Raw genomic sequence first — 19,768 nt, 5'->3', positions numbered from 1 at the left:
CCCACGTCACTTCTCGAAATGATGAAGTCTTGCGGGTTATATAGGGATGTTATTGATTAGTCAACAACAGTGAATCCCATAGAACGAGCAGTACCTTCGATCATACGCATTGCAGACTCTACGTTTGCTGCGTTCAAATCTGGCATCTTAGTTTCTGCAATTTCTTGTACTTGCGCACGAGTAACTGTAGCAACTTTAGTTTTGTTAGGTGTCCCTGATCCTTTTTCAACACCTGCAGCTTTTTTCAAAAGAACAGCAGCTGGTGGTGTTTTTGTAACGAAAGTAAATGATTTGTCTTCGTATACTGAGATAACAACTGGAATGATCATACCAGCTTGGTCAGCAGTACGAGCGTTGAACTCTTTTGTGAATCCCATGATGTTGATACCAGCTTGACCAAGAGCAGGTCCAACCGGTGGAGCTGGTGTAGCTTTACCAGCAGGGATTTGCAATTTTACAAGTTTTTCGACTTTTTTAGCCATTTTTAAATCCTCCTTTGTGGTTTTGGCGGTAATTAAATATTTTTACCTCCCACAAGTATGCTTTTCACATACCCATCTATTATACACTATTTATCTAGAATTGCAAGAGAAAAGTTTATTTTTAATCAACGTAATCTCCGCCTTCAAAGCCGTAGTATTCTTCCAAACTGAGACCACTCTCAGCAATTTCTTTAGCTTCTTTTCCGACATAACGAAGGTGCCATTCTTCAGCCATATAGCCTGTTTCCTTTTCCTTGCCTTTGAGATAACGGACAACAAAACCATAATCAGCTGCATGGTCCAGGAGCCATTGGGCTGCTTTTTCTTCTGTTACCAAATCACCATTTGTCCCAATCACATCAAAGGCCAAGCCAGTTTGGTGTTCGCTATAGCCAGGACGGGCAGAATAACGGTCGGCAGCTTCTTTCCCATCTTGATTGACATAATCTTGATAGAGCTTAGTCTGAGTTTCATAACTTCTAAAACCACTGTAATGGTCGCTGATTGGGAAACCTGCCTCTTGCATCGCTTTGATGAGTTTGACCAGCTCTGCCTTGGCTGTTGGATTTTCCCCTGGATTATAGTCTTTCGACAAAGGATAATGTTTATTTGCTACGATGATTTCATCGTATTTCCCTTGGATGCTGTAGTAGTCACCTTTATTGACCACTTCTGCTTTTTTCTGGGAAGCTCCCTGAGATTTACTGCCGACTGCTCCATCAGCTTTGGCTGTTTGTTCTGTTTTAGCCGCTCCATCTTCATTTTTTGTTTTTTCCTGTGAACAAGCTGCTAAACTCAAGGCTAGCAAGGCTGTCAAGACAAGATATCTTTTTTTCATTTCTACTCCTTTATTTCTAATAATTTATCTACTTCTGACGATAAACGTTTGACTAATTGTTTAATCTCATCCGGTTTTGCTTGACATGTTTCTGAGGTCATTTCTTCAAAGGGAACCCACCAAACTGGACCACGTCCCTTGAGACCGTAACCATTCATATCACCTCTTCGTCTAGGAAACAGATGCCAGTGGAGGTGGGCATCGCCATTGCCTAGACGTTCGATATTCATTTTCTCAGCAGAGAAGACCTTAGCAACTGCCTCTTAGACTAGACTCATTTCCTCTAGAAAACGGAGTCTCATTTCCTTTTCTAAATGGTGCAATTCCGTGACGTGTTCCTTGGCTAGAAAGAGACTATAGCCTGAAAAATACTGGTGATCTCCAATCACAAGATAGCCTGTTTCCAACTCTTTGACAAAGTAAGGATTGTCCCCAGCTTTAATGAGCTCAATTCTCTGGCAAATAAGGCACATATTAGTCTACCAACCCGCTCTTAAGGTAAGCATCAACCATACGCTCTGTTGCGACCACCGAGTCAATATGAGTGCGTTCATATGAATGGCTAGACTCGATACCAGCACCGAGAAGGGCGTGTTTGACTTCTGCACCTGCAGACATAGCTGCCGAAGCGTCCGAACCATAAAATGGATAGATGTCCAGCTTAAATGGAATATCTTGCTCTTTAGCCAAGGCAACCAAATGTTGACGGAAGTCATAGTGATAAGGTCCTGAAGCATCCTTGACACAGATAGACACTGTATATTCATCTGTTTGCTGGTCATCTCCCATAGCTCCCATATCCACAGCCAGATATTCCACTACCTGAGCAGGGATATTAGAGTTGGCACCGTGTCCTACTTCTTCAAAAACTGAAAAAGCAAAATGGGTTGTTACAGGCAACTCAATCTTCTCTTCCTTATAAATGCGAAGTAGGTTAAGCAAAATCGCTGCGCTGACCTTATCGTCCAAATGACGAGACTTGATAAATCCTGTCTCTGTCACAACAGTTCGTGGGTCAAAGCTGATAAAATCACCAACCTCAATCCCCAAGGCACGAGTTTCTTTTTCATTGGTCACTTTTGCATCCAAACGCACTTCCATATTGTCCTGGGTGCGTTCTGCAGTTCCTGCATCCTTGTAGACATGGCAAGAAGTTTGGTGGATGAGGATGGTGCCTGATAGCTTTTGATCTGTACTAGCCACATGAACGGTACAGTTTTCTCCTTCAATCATATTCCAAGGAAAACCACCGATACGGTCCAATTTGAGACGGCCGTCTGGTTTGACAGCGCGGACAATGGCACCAAGCGTATCCACATGGGCAGTCACATAGCGGTGTTCTTCATCATTTTGACCTTTGATGGTCACATTGACACCACCCTTGGTTGTGCGAACCGGCTGGTAACCAAAACCTTCTAAAGTCTTGACTAAATAGTCCGAAATTTCACGAGTAAAACCCGTTGGCGACGCAATGGCTGTCAGTTCTTTGATATATTCTACTGTTTGATTCATTTCTTCACCTCTTTTGCTACCTATTATAACACATTTATCATCGGATAAAAAAAGAAAATCACTCCTGTAGACTTGGCTACAAAAGTGATTTTAGTGATTATTCCATTTCAAAAACATCGCTTTCTTGCTTGTTTGGTAGAACCAATGAGAGCAAGATTCCGACAATGGCTGGCACCAACCATGGGAGAGATGCTTTAGCAAAAGGAAGAGCGTTAACAAGGTTTGCAAGAAACTCAACCTTAAACGAGCTTCCTAGTACGCTTGCAATGGCAATAGCTGTAACCACAGCAATTGTCAACTGCATACCTGGTTTTGAAAGAGCCACAAATTTATTCACAATGACAATCATGACGATGGCAATCGTGATTGGGTACAAGATAACTAGTACTGGAATGGAGTACTTGATAATCGCATCAAGACCTAAATTAGCAATGGCAAATCCAATCAAAGTAAAGGCTGTCGCATAAACCTTGTAGCTGATTTGTGGGAAACGCTCATTAAAGAACTCAGCTGTTGACACAATCAGACCAACTGTTGTTGTGAAGCAGGTTACGGTAACCATAGCTGCAAGGAAGAGTTGAGCTGTTGAGCCAAAGATTTCTTGAGTGGCTTGTGACAAGATGTAAACACCTGGTGTTCCACCTTTCATCGCTTCAGCTGGTACTGGGAAATGATTTCCAAGGAAACCTAAACCGATGTAAAGAGCGCTGAAGGCAAGGGCAACAACGATACCAACAACCCAAATAGTCGAAATGTATTCTTTCTTACTTGAAAATCCAAGTTGTTTCAAGGTTTGAACTGCGATTACACTGAAGGCAACAGAAGCAAGGGCATCCAAGGTATTATAACCTTCTAGGAAACCTGTCCCAAAGGCAGAAGCTTGATAAGCTGCCGACGCAGCTTGAGGACTTGTTCCACCGTATTTGAAAGCTCCTAGAACAACCAAGATGACAATCAAGATTGCAAAGACTGGTGTTAAAATACGGCCGATACGGTCCAAGATTTTAGATGGATTAAGCGAAATTAAATAGGCTGCTGCAAAATACAGAATAGTAAAGACAATCAAACCAAGACCTTTATTTGCATCCGACAAAAGAGGGCTAATCCCTACTTCGTAAGCTGTTGTAGCTGTACGTGGGATAGCAAAGAATGGACCGATTGACAAGTAAAGAACTGAGAGGTAAAGAGTCGCAAACCAAGGCGCTATCTTTGTTGAAATCTCGTAGATATATCCTTTAGGATTTAGCGTTCCAATAATCAGAGTCAAGACGGCGATACCGACACCTGAAAAGACAAAACCTGCGATGGCAGGAAGAAAATGTTCTCCAGATAGAGCACCTAGAGAAGGCGGAAAAATCAAGTTTCCCGCACCAAAAAATATTCCAAACAGGAGCAAACCTGTTAGGGCACCTTTTTTAGCCATGAAAATCTCCTTCATATTTATAAAATACTGACCTAGTATATCATGAATAGGAGTATGAAAAAAGCTTCATGAAGTAAATATTGAATGTTTTCAAGATTCTTAAAAATTAGAATTATCTAAAAATAAAATTCTCCTACCCAGTCCACTCCAAGTAGAAGAAAATTCTAATGTTTATACTCTTCGAAAATCTCTTCAAACCACGTCAGCTTCACCTTGCCGTACTCAAGTACAGCCTGCGGCTAGCTTCCTAGTTTGCTCTTTGATTTTCATTGAGTATTAAAGTTCTTCAAAGGCCATCATGCCACCTTGAACATTGACAACTTCATAACCTTGTTCTGATAGGAATTGGCAAGCACGCGCTGATCTCATTCCAGCTTTACAAATAACATAATGCAACTGGTCCTTGTCCAACTGATCATAATTATCAGCTAATTGACTAAGAGGTAGGTTGTGAGCACCTTCTAAATGAAGAGCTTCAAACTCATCCACTTCTCTCACATCCACGAGAGAAAGTTGGTCGTTTTGGTAAAGCTGGTAAAATGCGTCAAAGGTTATTTCTTTCATTCTTTTTCTCCTAATACTCTTCGAAAATCTCTTCAAACCACGTCAGCGTCGCCTTACCGTGCGTATATGTAACTGACTTCGTCAGTTTTATCTGCAACCTCAAAGCAGTGCTTTGAGCTGACTTCGTCAGTTTTATCCACAACCTCAAAACAGTGTTTTGAGCTGACTTCGTCAGTTCCATCCAGAACCTCAAAGCTGTACTTTGAGCAGCCTGCGGCTAGCTTCCTAGTTTGTTCTTTGATTTTCATTGACTATAAAATTGTTTTAATTCTTTTTTTCAAATCTGGCACCACTTCTGACTCAAACCAAGGGTTTTTGGCCATCCAGATTTGATTTCGTGGTGAAGGGTGAACTAGTGGAAAATAGGTTGGCAAGTAGTTCTGGTAATGTTTTACCCGTTCTGTTACCTTGCCACTGACTTTCTCCTGTAAATAGTAGGCTTGGGCATATTGCCCAATCAAGAGAGTTAACTGAATATCTGGTAATTCTTGCAAGAGCTGAGGATGCCATTTTTCGGCAAAGCCAGTTCTCGGTGGCAGATCACCTGACTTGCCATGCCCTGGAAAGTAGAAATCCATAGGCAGAACAGCAAAATAGCCTGAATTGTAAAAGGTATCTTCATCCACACCGAGCCAATCTCGCAAGCGATCGCCACTCTTATCTTTCCAATAAAGGCCTGCCTCTTGGGTTTTAAGACCAGGCGCTTGACCGATAATATTGATGCGAGCAGTCTTTGGCGCCGCAAAGAGAGGTTCAATGCCACGCTCTGTATAGCTGGCATTCTGCGGATCCACCATAATAGCCTGCTTGATTCTTTCGATTTGAGACATCTATTTTCCCTCCAAAAAGAAGTCCAAGCATAAGATCTCAGACTTCTATCGTTTTATTTGATCAATTCGTAAATAGCTTCAGCATAGATTGCTGCTGCTCGGAAGAGATCGTCCAAGGCGATAAATTCATTAGCTTGGTGCATGGTGTCAATAGAGTCTGGGAACATGGCACCATAGGCAACACCTCGTTCTAGCAAGCGACCAAAGGTACCACCACCGATAACTTGTTCATGACCTTTAAGGCCAGTTTGTTTTTCATAAACATTCAACAAGGTTTGGACAAGTGGATCTTCCATTGGTACATAGTGAGGGGTGTGACCGTGTTCAGAAAGGCTAACAGAAGCAACTGGCAAGTTTTCAAGGATTGACTTGATTTGCTCTGGACTTGTCCCTTTTGGATAACGGATATTAAGGGCAATCGTATTGTCAGCACTTGTTTCGTCAAAGCGGAAGACTCCCGCATTCATAGAAAGGGCACCCATCTTTTCATCCACATGGGCAATCTTGAGATTTTCCCCCTCATGGTCGTTCAAAAGAATTTTTCCAGCGATGTCGAGGTAATCTTTAGCTGGTCCAGCAAAGTCGAATTGGCTAAGGAAGAGGGCAAGGTAAGTCGCACCATTGACACCTGAAGCAGGCATAGCACCATGGGCTGATTTACCAATGATTGTCACCTTGTATTGACCAGCTTCTTCTTGGATTTCTCCTCTAAGTTTGTGTTCTGAAACAAAGGCATCTAGTTTAGCTTGCAAGTCAGCCAAGTCACCTGAAACAACTGCCGTTGCTGATTCAGGTACCATATTTTCACGCAATCCACCTGTGAAGCTGTGAAGACGGGCTGCACCTGTATTCTCACCTGCAAAATGGAGGTATTCTGTGATATTTCCTTTTTCACCATTGATGATAGGGAATTCAGCGTCTGGAGAGAAACCGAAGTCTGGTTTCGCAAGTCCTACGTGCTCGAAGTAGTAGTCCATGTCTGCCCAGCCTGATTCTTCGTCTGTTCCGACAATGAAACGAACTTTCTTAGAAGTTGGAAGGCCCAATTCTTTGATGATTTTCAAACCATAGTAACAAGCTGTTGTAGGACCCTTGTCATCTGATGCCCCACGCGCATAAAGGCGACCGTCTTTGATAGTTGGTGTGTAAGGATCTGTGTCCCAACCGCTACCAGCCGGCACCACGTCCATGTGGGCAAAGATTCCGAGAACTTCTTCTCCATCACCAAACTCGAAGTGTCCTGCATAATTGTCGACATTCTTAGTTGGATAGCCATCACGGTCTGCGATTTCAAGGAATTTTTCCAAGGCTTTGACAGGCCCAGGCCCAAATGGATGCTCAGCATCAGCCTTTCTGTCATCACGTTCTGAGTTGATTTCCAAAAGGCTAAACAAGTCAGCCAAGAGGTCTTCTTTGCGTTTTTCTACTTCTGCTGTAAAATCAATTGCTGTCATTTTTTTCTTCTTTCTATCTTTTCTCGATGATTTCATCCACTGGCAAGCGGTAGCTTGGTTCCAATTTTTCGTCTGTGTATCCCACTGTAATCAAGAGTTCTGGACGGAAACGGTCTTCGATTTCCAAAACTTCGTTGACTTTTGATTTGTCAAAACCAAGAATCAGATTTGATCCGATTCCTTGGTCTGTAAGAGCCAAAACCAAGTTCATAGCAACCAAACCTGCATTGAGGGCTAGGTAGTCACTAACCTGTTGTTCATTGTAACGGGCAAATTCAGCAGGCAAATTTTTCATGAAGTATTGTAGTTGCTCTTCAGAAAAGTTATTAGCACCACCAACTCGGGCAATCTTACGAGCACGTTTAGCCAGATCTGTATCTGTAAACAGAGCAATGGTTACAGGCGCTGATGATACCTGTTCAAAGTTCGAACCGTAAGCCAATTTTGCTAATTCGGCATTTTTCTCACGAACCACCACAAATTTCCAAGGCTGGCTGTTGTGGGCGCTTGGTGCCAAGGTTGCAATTTCGATAGCCGTACGCACATCTTTGGGATCCACTGGTTTGTCAGTGAAATGCTTGGTCGCATGACGTTTTTTGTTTAATTCAAGAAATTTCATAATCGATTTCCTTTTCTAATTCTACTGCTTCCATTCTACCATAATTTGAAAGAGCTTGCAGATATTTTCCATGATTAAGTTTTTTTATCACAGGCATAAAAAATATATATTGGTTCATCAAGAAAGTTTCTGATAAACTAGCAGATATCTTACATCTGAATGGAGACATTATGAAAAAATTTAGCCTATTACTAGCTATCGTCCCCTTTTTAGTTGCCTGTGGAAATCAAGCTACACCTAAAGAGACCAGCTCTCAAAAGACAATTGTCGTTGCTACAGCTGGTGATGTGCCGCCATTTGACTACGAAGACAAGGGTAATCTGACAGGCTTCGATATCGAAGTTCTAAAAGCAGTGGATGAAAAACTCAGCGACTACGAGATTCAATTCCAAAGAACTGCCTGGGAGAGCATCTTCCCTGGACTTGATTCTGGTCACTATCAGGTTGCAGCCAATAACTTGAGTTATACAAAAGAGCGTGCTGAAAAATACCTTTACTCACTTCCAATTTCAAACAATCCCCTCGTCCTTGTCAGCAACAAGAAAAATCCTCTGACTTCACTTGACCAAATCGCTGGCAAAACAACGCAAGAGGATACTGGAACTTCAAACGCTCAATTCATCAATAACTGGAATCAAAAACATACTGATAATCCTGCTACAATTGATTTTTCTGGTGAGGATATCGGTAAACGAATCCTAGACCTCTCTAACGGTGAATTTGATTTCCTAGTCTTTGACAAGGTATCGGTTCAAAAGATTATCAAGGACCGTGGCTTAGATCTCTCAGTCGTTGATTTACCTTCTGCCGATAGCCCCAACAACTATATCGTTTTTTCAAGCGACCAAAAAGAGTTTAAAGAGAAATTTGATAAAGCGCTCAAAGAACTCTATCAAGATGGAACCCTTGAAAAACTTAGCAATACCTATCTAGGTGGTTCTTATCTCCCAGATCAATCTCAGTTACAATAAGATATACTAAAAGCGATTGGACCAGCCAATCGCTTTTTTAGTTTGCATTGGTTATTTTAGAAAACTCTTACAAAAAATCAAAAAAATTCTTCACATCTTCTACATACCCATGCTTTTCAATTAAACTAGTTAAGAGTTCTAGATTGTGCCCCTGATAGTTATCGTCACGACGTAGCTCTTCATACATTTCGATAAAGGGAAGTCCCTTGGACTTGGCCAGTTCTAACTCCGCTTCATAATCATAAGCGACTTTACGAAATAGGATATTTACCAATTCCCCATCTTCAACTTCTATCACGGCATACTGGGCACGGTGATTTTTTAACGCCTCCCAATTAAAATAGGGCATGCCAATCGACCCTGGATTGATGATTTGTTGTCCTTGACTTCCATAACGAAGTAACTGCTTGTGAACATGACCATAGACTGCCACGTCGGTTTCCGCATCTAGCAGTTGGTCAAATTTTTCTGTATCATTCCCAACCAACAAGTCACCTCCATAATTTTTGTCAGGTAAATTATGAGAGAGAGAAAAACGCAGTCCCTCAACTTCTTTCTTTTCCAGCATAGGCAAGCTTCGTAGCCAGACAATCGTTGCAGGATCCATTCGCTCCATCAAAAACTGGGTCATGCGCATGAGCTGGACTCCCTGTGGGTCTTCTAAGCCATATTGCCCATCTAAAGCTTCAAGGACACAATCATCCCAATTGCCTCGAACACTTGCCGTGATAGGAAGATCCTTTAGCAGGGCTACCAAGTCATTTGCACCTGGACCAGGTAGAAAAATATCTCCCAGAAGCCAGTATTCACTGACTCCTTGATTTTTAGCATCTGCAATCACTGCTTCCAAGGCCGTCGCATTGCCATGAATATCTGATAAAATTGCGATTTTATGGTTCATGATGGTTTCCTTCTCTTTGATAATCTACTCTTTCTTCTGCCACTTGAGGCAAGGTTTCTGTTTCCTGCGAGTTCAACTTCCTCTGCACAGCTTCTGCTACTGCTCTTGGCACCCCAACTTCGACAATCTCATCCACACTAGCTTCCTTGATTTTAGTCAGAGACTTGAAATGCTTCATGATATTTTGCTTACGTTTAGGTCCCAGACCGTCAATCCCATCCAGTTGTGATGAAAAAGAATTTTTTGAGCGCAGTTGGCGGTGGAAAGTGATAGCAAAGCGGTGGACCTCATCTTGAATGCGTTGGAGGAGGAAAAATTCCTGAGAATTGCGAGACAACTCCACCACCTCAAGCGGATCTCCAAAGAGCAGCTCATGGGTTTGGTGTTTGTCATTCTTTTGCAGACCTGCAATGGGAATATCCAAACCCAGTTCCTCTTGGATGACTAGCTTAGCGATATTGACTTGACCTTGTCCCCCATCGATGACAATCAAATCTGGAGGAGTCAAACCGTCACGCTGTACTCGACCATAGCGCCTGCGAATGACTTCTCTCATACTGGCATAGTCGTCTGGCCCGACTACGGTTTTTATCTTGTACTTACGGTAATCCTTCTTACTCGGTTTGCCGTTGACAAAGACCACCATAGCTGAAACAGGACTGGTCCCCATGATATTAGAGTTATCGAAGGATTCGATGCGGACTGGGGTCGGTATTTGGAGCAAACGACCTAGATTTTTAATAGCTCCTTGTGTCTTTTCGACAGATTTTTCTAACAGATTGAACTTCTGCTCTAGACTGACTCGAGCATTCTTTATAGCCAGATTGACCAGCTGCTTTTTCTCTCCACGTTGAGGCTTAAGAATCTTGGTGTCTACCAAAGCCTTGACAGCTTCTTCGTCAATATCCTGCGGAATCAGTACCTCATTGGGAACCAGGTGAGATTTTTCTTGATAGAATTGTCCCACATAGGTCAAGAAGTCCTCATCCGGATCGTTGTAGTAGGGAAAAAGATTGACATCGCGCTCGATAAGCTTGCCCTGACGAACAAAGAAAACCTGAACACACATCCAGCCCTTGTCCACATAGTAGCCAAAGACATCCCGATTTTGGAGATCCTTAGCCATAACCCGTTGCTTGGTTCGAAGCGTTCCAATAGCCTGAATTAGGTCACGGTATTCCGCTGCACGTTCAAATTCCATAGTCTGGGCTGCCGCTGCCATTTTTCCCTTAAGAGCATCAATGATTTTGTCATCCTGCCCTTTCAGAAACTCAGAAACCTCCTGAGCCATGGACTTGAAATAGGCCTCATCTTTCTTACAGATGGTGTGGGCCATACATTGACCGATATGGTAGTAAAAACAGACCTTAGACGGTGGATTGGTACACTTTCTAAAAGGAAAAATTCGATCCAGCAACCGCTTGATTTCATTGGCTGCTCCCACATCTGGATAAGGTCCAAAGTAGAGACCTCCGTCCTTCTTGACCTGACGGGTGATAATCAAACGAGGATAGCGCTCATTGGTAACTTTGATAAAAGGATAGGACTTATCATCCTTGAGCATGATATTGTACTTGGGCTTGTTTTCCTTGATCAGGTTGATTTCCAGAAGGAGTGCCTCAATATTGGACTCAGTAACGATAAATTCAAAATCTACAATTTCAGACACCAGAGCCTCTGTCTTGGTATCATGACTTCCACGGAAATAAGACCGCACGCGGTTACGCAGATTTTTAGCCTTTCCTACATAGATAATGGTGCCGTTTTTATCCTTGTGAATGTAGCAACCAGGGCTGGTCGGCAAGAGCTCTAGTTTTGATTTAATCAAGTTGTTCATAATTCCATTATAGCAAAAAAGTAGGGAAAGATAGTCCCCTACTCATTGGTCTCATATATTTTTCGAAGGTTTGCAACATCCTCTTCCTGAATACCATAAAAGGAACCTGCCGGTTGCATCACAGACTTCTCATCTGTATGATCCAAGCCAATCGCATGGCCTAACTCATGTTCTGCCGTATGGACAATGCGCTCATAGGAATAGCCATAGTCAGGATTGGACAGATAATAATGATTCAGACGCACCGTTACAGACAAGAATTGCCCCGTCAAGAGATTAGTCTGACTTTCCGCCTCTCCTGCCACAGGAGTGTTTCCGTCGTTCATCTCAGTAGCCAAGATATCCGCCTTGCTGGACTCAGTCACAAGTTCAAAGTTAAAAGCACCAGTTTGATTCCAATTCTGAATCGCTTCTATATAAGCCTCTTGGAAGCGTGAATCCATCTGGGGATCCAAGTAAATACGAGCAGAGGCTTGCGGCCACCTTCCTTCAGAATGCTGGTGGCTATCTGTCTGGTTTAACTTAGGCAGTTGCCCTGTTTTTCCCCATTGGTCAATGCTTTGTTGACCAATCTTTACCGACCGCTCTGCCTGCTTCAGCGCTCCTTGGAAATCCCCGTTCAGATACCAGAGAAATCCAAAAGCAAGAGTGCATAAAAACAAAACAATCCAAACCAAGCGCCAAAACAAACGCCAAACAAAAGAAAAGAAAACCCCTATCAAACGAAAAAGCCAGCGCATGTCTCTCCACCTTTCTAGCAAATAAAGACTATTTTACTAAAACAAGCTGAAAGAAAGCTAAATACTGGCTTGTTCATCTTAACGTCCTAATATTTTTTTGACTAACTGAATAGCTTTGTATTTTAAAGGCGATGGATGATAACGGAAAGTTCCTGCTTTACGTACAATATAGCCATTAAAATTTTGTTTAAAACGCAAAACGCCATCACTACCATCAAAAATCCCTTGAATCCCTAGGAAGTTGTATTTAGGTATTCCACGTTTTATACTTTCCAACATAATATATTTTTGAAGTAGCGCAGGGGCATAGAACTTATTAAATTCAGTGTAGGAACCACTAAAGAGATAAGTCGTTTCCTGAGGCATATAAACAAATAAACTCCCGGCTAAAACAATATCTTCTTCTCCATATTTTTCAATCAAGTCTCTCGCTTCTGCTTTTCGAACTTCAAAAGTTTCAAATTGACTAGAATATTCTCTCAGTTGATTTTGTTTTTTCTCAGAATGAGGATTTTTACTCAAATCAAGTCGCAACTTGTCTAAGACTTCTTCTAGTTTACTTTGTTCACCTTGCAATTTGCTCATATACTCCGAAAAATTTAAGCTTGCTATGAGAAACTCCGCTTGTTCTCCAAATGAATCATAAAAGTGCTCATAATATTCTAAACTTTTATCACTATATTCTCTACGTTCAGAGGTTTCTTTTGTTATATTCTTAAAAATCGATAGTTCTTCACGTTTTAACTTTTTCAATCGAATGCCAAACGTTTCAGCCTTTTTCACCAAGGGTTTACCCTTTTTACTAAAACTTTTAAGCAAATTCTTTTCAGTTAATTCAGTCAAATCTTTATAGTATAACCAATCTGGTTCTCCACCTGGATAGCCTGTTGTTAATCCATCAAATTGATAACCTAAATTAGTCAAATCTTGAATAATACTTTTTTTCTCAGCATCTATTGGATTACCTTCACTATCAAAAGTTTGATACGTTTCATAAGGTTTTACAAGCAACTCTAATACACCATTTTGCTTGGCATATTCTTTTAACTCCGCATAAAAAACTGGAAGAGCATCTTGTTGAGTATAAATAGGCCCCGAATTGAGCTCCATATGCAGACCACCTAGCATGGGCAAGCTATAAACCAGAGCTGCAACTTGAATTTCTCCTTCTTGTTTCAAAGCAAGGTAAACAATTCGAGCCCCTCTTTTTTCTAATAAGTCCCCCATCTGGACAGATTGCATAAAGGAACGAGAAGAAGCCTGATCAGAATAAGTACGAAACTCTTCTTTTGTGAGTGTAGTTAGTGCCATATACTTACTTTCTATGTTTTTTTCTTAATGTTTTACGGAAATCAAGAGCAAGTCTTAACAGAGGATAGAGAGGATGAGTGGGCATTGTAAATTCACCCAAATATTCTTCAATCGTTGGATTAAATTTTTCCTTAAAATGATAAAGTCCACCATTGAGAGAGTTTTCAACACCACCTAAATTTTGCCACACCATACCTCGCTCAAAGGCATAGCGAGCCGTTTCATACCAAGTTAAAATTGGTGCATTGTAACGTTTAAAATCATCATCCATACCAGCATATAGATTGACAGAGGTATTACCAAATTCCAAACTCAAAGTAGCCGCTAAAGGAATGTTTGATTTTCCCATATTCATATATCCCTGCAAGAAATCTATTTCCTCTTCTAAACGTTCTTTTTCTTTTATATTTTCCTGAACTTTTGAAGGTTTGGTTGCATCATTAAATGTTTCTGCAACTACTCTATTTTTTTCTAATTGTTCTTCTAATTCTCTTAAACGCTTAGAAACATCCAAACTTGTTAGCGTGATATAGGAATCTTCTTTGAAGTTATCTAATAATTTTTTATAATAAGCTTCGTTTCTTAAATGAATCTCTTTTCGCTTCTCAGTTTTTTTCATCAACTCCGAAAATGAATCTAATAGTTCCAGTCCACCATATTGAATCTCAAGCCCTTTGTTTCGTGCTGTTCGGATAGCTTGCCTCGTTGATTTAGAAAGTTTATCTTCTTCAAAATTTTCCTTATATATTTTCGCCTGAATACGAGGCTGAATGGTGTCATCCATCTCGATTGTCTGCCCAGACCATTCCACTCCTAATTGCCCTAAAATATCAACAATAGCAAGATTTTCAGGATATTCTGTTTTATCTTGATTGACCAAATGTTGAGATAGACAAATGCTTGGATCGAAAGTCACAAAAACCGCTCTCTTACTGCGAGCATAAGACTTAATAGACTGCAGGACAAACTTTAAAAGTTCTGTATCCCTGTAATCCAATATAGGACCTCTTGGAATATAAAACATTTTATACCCCAAAGGTAGGGACTTTATGAGAATACTAGCCACAGCCAGTAAGTTCTCCCCTTCATAGACACCAAGCCTCTCATGATTCCAATCAGATTTCACTTTTTCCCAAGCACTGCTTTGTAATAGATTAACCATGGGATGTTCTTTTACAAAACCATCATACTCTGATAGTGGTATCCCAAGCTGATAACGATACATATTTTTCTCTCTTTCAACTAGTATCTCTCTACTATTTTACTATTTTCGATTAAAAAGTCTAGCGAAAATAGACTTCCATCAATGTTTTTAAGCCACGAATAACTATAAATGGCGGTTCATTTATAAAAACTTAGCTCAATCTCTCTTCTAATTTGAAATCGATTGGAAGAGTTGCTAAAAATCTTTCCAATTGTTTTTCCCAGTAGTACCATTCGTGAGTTCCAACACTATGGCTATAGGTCACATCAAAGTCCAGTTTTTTGAGATTTTTCACTGCGAGATTATTGGCTTCGTACAAGAAATCTTGCTCGCCACACCAAGCCCAAATCTTGGTCTGTTTATCTGATTTTTTAGCCAGACTTTCAAGAGAATAAGGACTAGCTGTCCAATCTTTAATCTCCCCAAACACACCTCTCCAATAAGCTGGTGTTCCCAAATTTTGGCTTTCAAGAGAAAAATCTTGAAAGCTAAGGGCGCCTGAAAAACTAGCTGCGTGAGAAAAACGATTTGTTGCAAGAGCCAGTTTGAAACAGCCATAGCCTCCCATAGAAAGACCAGCGATAAAGGTCTTTTCACGCTTACTAGTCATATTAGGGAAGAAACGTTTCAAAACCTGTGGCAATTCCTCTGCTAGAGCTGTGTAGTAGTCAAAACCATACTGGGTATCGGTATACCAACCGTTGCTGGTATTGGGCATAACAACGATGAGATTAGTTTCTCGAAGTAAGCGTTCTACATTGGTACGCTTGAGCCAGCTATTATGGTTGCCAGACATCCCGTGCAAGAGGTACAAGACGGGAATGTCTTTACAATCTGGTTCTTCCACTCGATTGGCATCAGGATAGAGGACATTCACTCCCCACTCCATATCCAAAACTTGTGAGTAATACTCGATTTTCATTACTGCCATAATATTTCCTCTATTTTTCTATAAGAAAAAGCCGAAATTCGACTTTCTCTCCGTTTATTTCAACGATTATTTTGCTTCCATGACTACTGGTAAAATAGCTGGACGACGTTTGGTTTGGTCAAAGAGATACTTGGTCAGATTATCACGAACCTTCCCTTTGAGATCTGCCCAGTCAAAGTCATCTCCTTGAAGATAGTCTTCTACCGTTTGGTTAATCAATTCTGAACTTTCACGGAGAATATCGCGACTCTTCTTGAGATAAACAAATCCGCGCGTGTGAACACGAGCCTTGGCCACAATTTTCTTCTCACGACGGTTAACAGTAATTGCTACGATGAAAATACCATCCTCTGACAAGACCTTACGGTCACGAAGAACCACATTCCCAACATCACCGATGGCATTTCCGTCAATCAAGACATCCCCTGCCGAAACCGCTCCAGCTGGGACAAAGTCCCCATTCTCATAAGACATGCTGGTTCCCTTTTTAGGAATAAAAATGCGTTCTGGCAACATCCCAACTGCCATAGCAGCCTTAGCATGGGCATCCAACTCGCGGTATTCCCCTTGAATCGGGAAGAGATACTTGGGTTGCAAGAGATTGATCATCAACTGCAAATCACGCGCATTTCCGTGCCCTGACACACGCAAGCTTTGGGTGATCAGTTTAACAACCCCGCCAGCTTGGTAAATCATATTTTCCACACGTGCCATAACTGCTTCTTTGGCGATAGATGGAGTCGTTACGATATAAACCAGGTCACCGTCCTTAATTTCCACATAACGGTGGCGACCAATTGACATCTTACGAAGACCGTTGATAGGCTCACCCATACGACCTGTCTCAAGGATAATCAACTCATAGTCTTCAAAGCGAGACATATCTTTTGGCTTAATCAAAAGACTTTCGTTAGCTAGGGATAATTTCTTAAGGCGAATAGCAGTACGGACAATATTTTCAATATCGAATCCTGTCAAGACCACACGACGGCCTGTTGCATCCGCAGCGTCAAACACCTGCTGGATACGAGAGAGGTTGCTAGCTACTGCTGCAACAATGATACGACCATCCCAGTCCGAAATGGTTTGAGTAATCTCGTCCCCAACTTCACTTTCGCTAGCCACTTGGATATTACTGTCCGCATTGGCTGAATCGCTAAGAAGAGCTAGAACTCCATCACGACCGATTTCTGCCAAACGAGCAAAGTCTGTTGCATAAGATTCACTAGCTGTCTGGTCAAATTTGAAGTCACCTGTATAAACGATACTACCTTCAGCTGTCTTCAAGACAACACCCAGACTTTCTGGGATAGAGTGGGTCGTACGGAAGAAGGACACCACAGTTCCTCCAAAATCAATCTCTGAATCCTCATCGATGACATGGAAATCATTGAATTTCTTAACCGTATCATTTCCTTTAACAAAGAGTTTGGCCAACTCAATAGTCAACTCAGAGCCAAATACAGGTACCTTGGCTTCAGCCAAGAGATAAGGCAGAGCACCAATAGCATCCGCATGGCCGTGGGTCAAGAAGACTCCTGCGATACGGTCGCTATTTTCAAAAAGGTAGTCCATGTTTGGAATAACGACGTCCACCCCTAGTTGTTCATTTTCAGGATATTTTAGACCTGCATCCAAAACGAAAATAGACCCATCGATTTCAGCGATATACATATTTTTCCCGTTTTCACGTACACCACCAAGTGTTGTTAAACTGATATTACTCATTTTTCCTCCGAAAGCTTAATTTATCTTGATTATAGGGTTACTTGCCCTTTTATTCTAAAAGCACTATCACTTTTAGCCGAATCTTTTCCTACCATTATACCATTTTTTTGATGATTTTCAAAATGAAGATTTGTTTTCAAAAAAGAGCTGGTTTCCCAACTCTTTCCTATCTGCTATTCTTTTTCCATTAAAAAGTCATAAATTTCTTGTACGGTACCCAGCGCCATTATTTCTTGGTCTTTGACGGTTTGTTTTAGATTTTGGTAAATCTGACTTTCTCCGATTTCCCGCTTTGGTGCCTCTTTATTGACTGTCATGACACCATCTTTGATCGTCACAAAGCCTAGCTCTTCAAATACTTGAATCATCTTGACCAGCAAGATTTGTTGGATATTAAGATAAGCAGCCAAGTCTTTCAGCTTGTAGCGAATATCAAACTCTGGAAACTGGTAGATGGTCTTGTACAATTTTGAAAACTGCTCTCTAGTCCCATAACCTGTCAGATAATAGGCCTTGTCAATATCATTTTTGAAATAGACGGCAGAGAAATGTTGTTCCTGAAAAATAGTCTTCAGCTGAGTAATATCCTCAGGAACTGTTTTTACGATAACAGCTTCACTAGTCACTATATCTGGCAGTTCTCCAGCAAAATCCAAGACTGGAACTCCTTCTGGTAAGACTGCATTTTTCCCACGAATGTTAAAGAGTTGAACACCCTCCACACGCGCATCCACCATCATCAACTGGAGGGCAGTTTGGCCATTCCATTGGTTGACAGATAATTTGACTGCCAGCTCTAGATTCTTGGTTTGAGAAAACTCTGTCGCCCATCTGCCTTGTCCAAATGCTACCACTTCAAAACTCGCCTCACCTTTGGAAATTTTCAGTTTGAGATGGGCATTGCCTGCCCCCATAGTACGGGCACTTTCGACATGAAAATCCTTTATATAAAAGACAGGTTTCTGATTGTCCATTCCAAAAGGTGCCAAGCGCTCAAAGTTCTTGACCGTTTCAAGACTCAAAGTCTCCAAATCCAGTTCTTCATCTAGATTTAACTTGTTCTTGCCAGCAGCATCTGCACCTTTTTCACGAACATAATCTTCCAAGACTTGAGATAAATCTGAAAGTTTCTCAACTTCCAACGTCATACCAGCCGCACCAGCATGGCCACCAAATGCGATGAATAGGTCTCGATGAGGATCCAGAGCCTCAAAAATATCGACCGCTTCCACACTACGAGCACTGCCCTTGGCACGACCGTCCTCTATATTAAGAACGATGACTGTCTGTCCTAGTTCTTCCAACAAACGACCAGCCACGATACCCAGAACTCCAGGATTCCAGCCTTCCTTAGCCAAGACTTGGACCTTCTTCTCAGGGTCCACCATGGTCTTAGCTTCTTCATAGATAGACTGGACGATTTCCTTGCGCTCTTCGTTTTTCTGATGAATCATGAGAGCAATCTCATGCGCTTCCTCATCATCAAACCCAGTCAGCAAATCAATGGCAGGATCGGGATCATCCAAGCGGCCCAAGGCATTCAAACGAGGGGCAATCTGGAAACCAACCGTTTCTTCTGTTACTTCGTTGGCGGCAATCCCAGCCATATCCATCATTTCTTGTAGACCAATGCGCTGAGTGTGCCCCAACATTTCTAGACCATACTGAACTAAAATACGGTTTTCATCCGTCAGACTCACCATATCCGCAATAGTTCCGATAGCGACCAAATCAAGCAGTTCCACTTGTACTTCTTCTAAAAGGGCACAAGCCAGCTTGAAAGCAACTCCACAACCAGCCAAATATTTGAAAGGATAGTTCGCATCCGGATGTTCAGGATGGACAATGGCATAGGCATCTGGCAGGGTTTCAGGCATAGAATGGTGGTCAGTCACAATGACATCCACTCCCATAGACTGAGCCAATTCAATAGCCTCGTGACCTGCAACCCCATTATCCACCGTCACAATCAAGGAAATTCCTTCTTGCTCGATAAAATATTTGTAAACACTGGCATTAGGTCCATAACCATCAGTAAAACGATTGGGCAAGTAAACACGGCACTCAGCACCAAGCTGTTCCAAACTTTCCTTCACAATCGAAGCCGAAGTCATACCATCCGCATCGTAGTCTCCATAAACGAGAATATTTTCCCCTTCTTCAATGGCCTGACGAATACGAGTCACTGCCTTGTCCATATCATGGAGTAGATAAGGGTCATGCAAGTCCTCCAAAGAAGGTTCTAAAAACTTCTTCAGACTTTCTTGGTCCTGAATCCCTCTCTCAAATAATAACCGAGCCACCTCAGGACCCAGCCCAGCCTTCTTGGCTATCTTTGTAAAATCCGCATCTTCAACCTGCGGGGCAAATTGCCATTCATAAGTAGGTGTTATCAAAAAGACATCCACTCTTTCTAAGAATTC

At 41.7% G+C, this 19,768-nt stretch carries 18 protein-coding genes and 1 pseudogene; 1 reads left to right on the top strand and 18 read right to left on the bottom strand.

Annotation, left to right across the window (positions count from 1 at the left end):
• Positions 1-56 precede the first annotated feature (56 nt).
• The 10 genes and pseudogenes from rplK to ACORHU_RS02540 all read right to left on the bottom strand — a co-directional run bounded on the left by rplK (position 57) and on the right by ACORHU_RS02540 (position 7,722).
• Positions 57-482, bottom strand: coding sequence for a 50S ribosomal protein L11 (gene rplK, locus ACORHU_RS02585; RefSeq protein WP_001085809.1), 426 nt, complete (start codon positions 480-482; stop codon positions 57-59).
• 121 nt (positions 483-603) lie between these two features.
• Positions 604-1,320: an LD-carboxypeptidase LdcB/DacB gene (ldcB, locus tag ACORHU_RS02580; RefSeq protein WP_000747769.1), complete on the bottom strand. Its 717-nt coding sequence runs from the start codon at positions 1,318-1,320 to the stop codon at positions 604-606.
• A 2-nt stretch (positions 1,321-1,322) separates the two neighbouring features.
• Positions 1,323-1,793 (bottom strand): annotated as a pseudogene (locus tag ACORHU_RS02575) (HIT family protein).
• Position 1,794: 1 nt separating this feature from the next.
• Positions 1,795-2,832: a M42 family metallopeptidase gene (locus ACORHU_RS02570; RefSeq protein ID WP_434364693.1), complete on the bottom strand. Its 1,038-nt coding sequence runs from the start codon at positions 2,830-2,832 to the stop codon at positions 1,795-1,797.
• Between the two features lie 97 nt (positions 2,833-2,929).
• Positions 2,930-4,255: a branched-chain amino acid transport system II carrier protein gene (gene brnQ / locus ACORHU_RS02565; RefSeq protein WP_247939324.1), complete on the bottom strand. Its 1,326-nt coding sequence runs from the start codon at positions 4,253-4,255 to the stop codon at positions 2,930-2,932.
• Between the two features lie 276 nt (positions 4,256-4,531).
• On the bottom strand, positions 4,532-4,819 hold the full coding sequence (locus ACORHU_RS02560) for a rhodanese-like domain-containing protein (protein WP_434364692.1): 288 nt from the start codon (positions 4,817-4,819) through the stop codon (positions 4,532-4,534).
• Positions 4,820-4,872: 53 nt separating this feature from the next.
• Positions 4,873-5,067, bottom strand: coding sequence for a hypothetical protein (locus ACORHU_RS02555; protein WP_125422938.1), 195 nt, complete (start codon positions 5,065-5,067; stop codon positions 4,873-4,875).
• A gap of 3 nt (positions 5,068-5,070) precedes the next feature.
• Entirely contained in the window at positions 5,071-5,649 is a 579-nt protein-coding gene (locus tag ACORHU_RS02550) for a uracil-DNA glycosylase family protein (RefSeq protein ID WP_434364691.1), read from the bottom strand.
• Between the two features lie 53 nt (positions 5,650-5,702).
• Positions 5,703-7,103, bottom strand: coding sequence for a dipeptidase PepV (gene pepV, locus ACORHU_RS02545; RefSeq protein WP_434364690.1), 1,401 nt, complete (start codon positions 7,101-7,103; stop codon positions 5,703-5,705).
• A gap of 13 nt (positions 7,104-7,116) precedes the next feature.
• Positions 7,117-7,722 carry a nitroreductase family protein gene (locus ACORHU_RS02540; RefSeq protein WP_000670166.1) on the bottom strand — a complete coding sequence of 202 codons (606 nt, stop codon included), beginning with the start codon at positions 7,720-7,722 and terminating at the stop codon, positions 7,117-7,119.
• Between the two features lie 170 nt (positions 7,723-7,892).
• On the opposite strand from ACORHU_RS02540, the gene ACORHU_RS02535 reads away from it, so the two are divergent.
• Entirely contained in the window at positions 7,893-8,693 is an 801-nt protein-coding gene (locus tag ACORHU_RS02535) for an amino acid ABC transporter substrate-binding protein (RefSeq protein WP_434364689.1), read from the top strand.
• A 67-nt stretch (positions 8,694-8,760) separates the two neighbouring features.
• Here the strand turns inward: ACORHU_RS02535 and ACORHU_RS02530 are convergent, their stop codons facing one another.
• From ACORHU_RS02530 to recJ, 8 genes are all read right to left on the bottom strand, one after another.
• Positions 8,761-9,594, bottom strand: a complete 834-nt coding sequence (locus ACORHU_RS02530) for a metallophosphoesterase family protein (protein WP_434364688.1) — start codon at positions 9,592-9,594, stop codon at positions 8,761-8,763.
• On the bottom strand, positions 9,584-11,431 hold the full coding sequence (gene uvrC, locus ACORHU_RS02525; RefSeq protein WP_434364687.1) for an excinuclease ABC subunit UvrC: 1,848 nt from the start codon (positions 11,429-11,431) through the stop codon (positions 9,584-9,586). Before uvrC ends, ACORHU_RS02530 begins: the two co-directional genes overlap by 11 nt.
• 38 nt (positions 11,432-11,469) lie before the next feature.
• Positions 11,470-12,171, bottom strand: a complete 702-nt coding sequence (locus ACORHU_RS02520) for a M57 family metalloprotease (protein WP_293963688.1) — start codon at positions 12,169-12,171, stop codon at positions 11,470-11,472.
• 78 nt (positions 12,172-12,249) lie between these two features.
• Positions 12,250-13,482, bottom strand: a complete 1,233-nt coding sequence (murN, locus tag ACORHU_RS02515) for a peptidoglycan bridge formation alanyltransferase MurN (protein ID WP_434364686.1) — start codon at positions 13,480-13,482, stop codon at positions 12,250-12,252.
• A gap of 4 nt (positions 13,483-13,486) precedes the next feature.
• Positions 13,487-14,707: an aminoacyltransferase gene (locus ACORHU_RS02510; protein WP_434364685.1), complete on the bottom strand. Its 1,221-nt coding sequence runs from the start codon at positions 14,705-14,707 to the stop codon at positions 13,487-13,489.
• A gap of 130 nt (positions 14,708-14,837) precedes the next feature.
• Positions 14,838-15,617: an alpha/beta hydrolase gene (locus tag ACORHU_RS02505; RefSeq protein ID WP_434364684.1), complete on the bottom strand. Its 780-nt coding sequence runs from the start codon at positions 15,615-15,617 to the stop codon at positions 14,838-14,840.
• Between the two features lie 66 nt (positions 15,618-15,683).
• Positions 15,684-17,345 (bottom strand): ribonuclease J, encoded by a 1,662-nt coding sequence (locus ACORHU_RS02500; protein WP_434364683.1) that lies wholly within the window; start codon positions 17,343-17,345, stop codon positions 15,684-15,686.
• A 173-nt stretch (positions 17,346-17,518) separates the two neighbouring features.
• Entirely contained in the window at positions 17,519-19,741 is a 2,223-nt protein-coding gene (recJ, locus tag ACORHU_RS02495) for a single-stranded-DNA-specific exonuclease RecJ (protein ID WP_434364682.1), read from the bottom strand.
• Positions 19,742-19,768: the final 27 nt, after the last annotated feature.

The sequence above is a fragment of the Streptococcus sp. KHUD_015 genome, assembly GCF_051106265.1.
Classification (GTDB): domain Bacteria; phylum Bacillota; class Bacilli; order Lactobacillales; family Streptococcaceae; genus Streptococcus.
The sequence above is the reverse complement of the archived record's forward strand: the minus strand, read 5'-3'. Positions and strand labels throughout refer to the sequence as shown.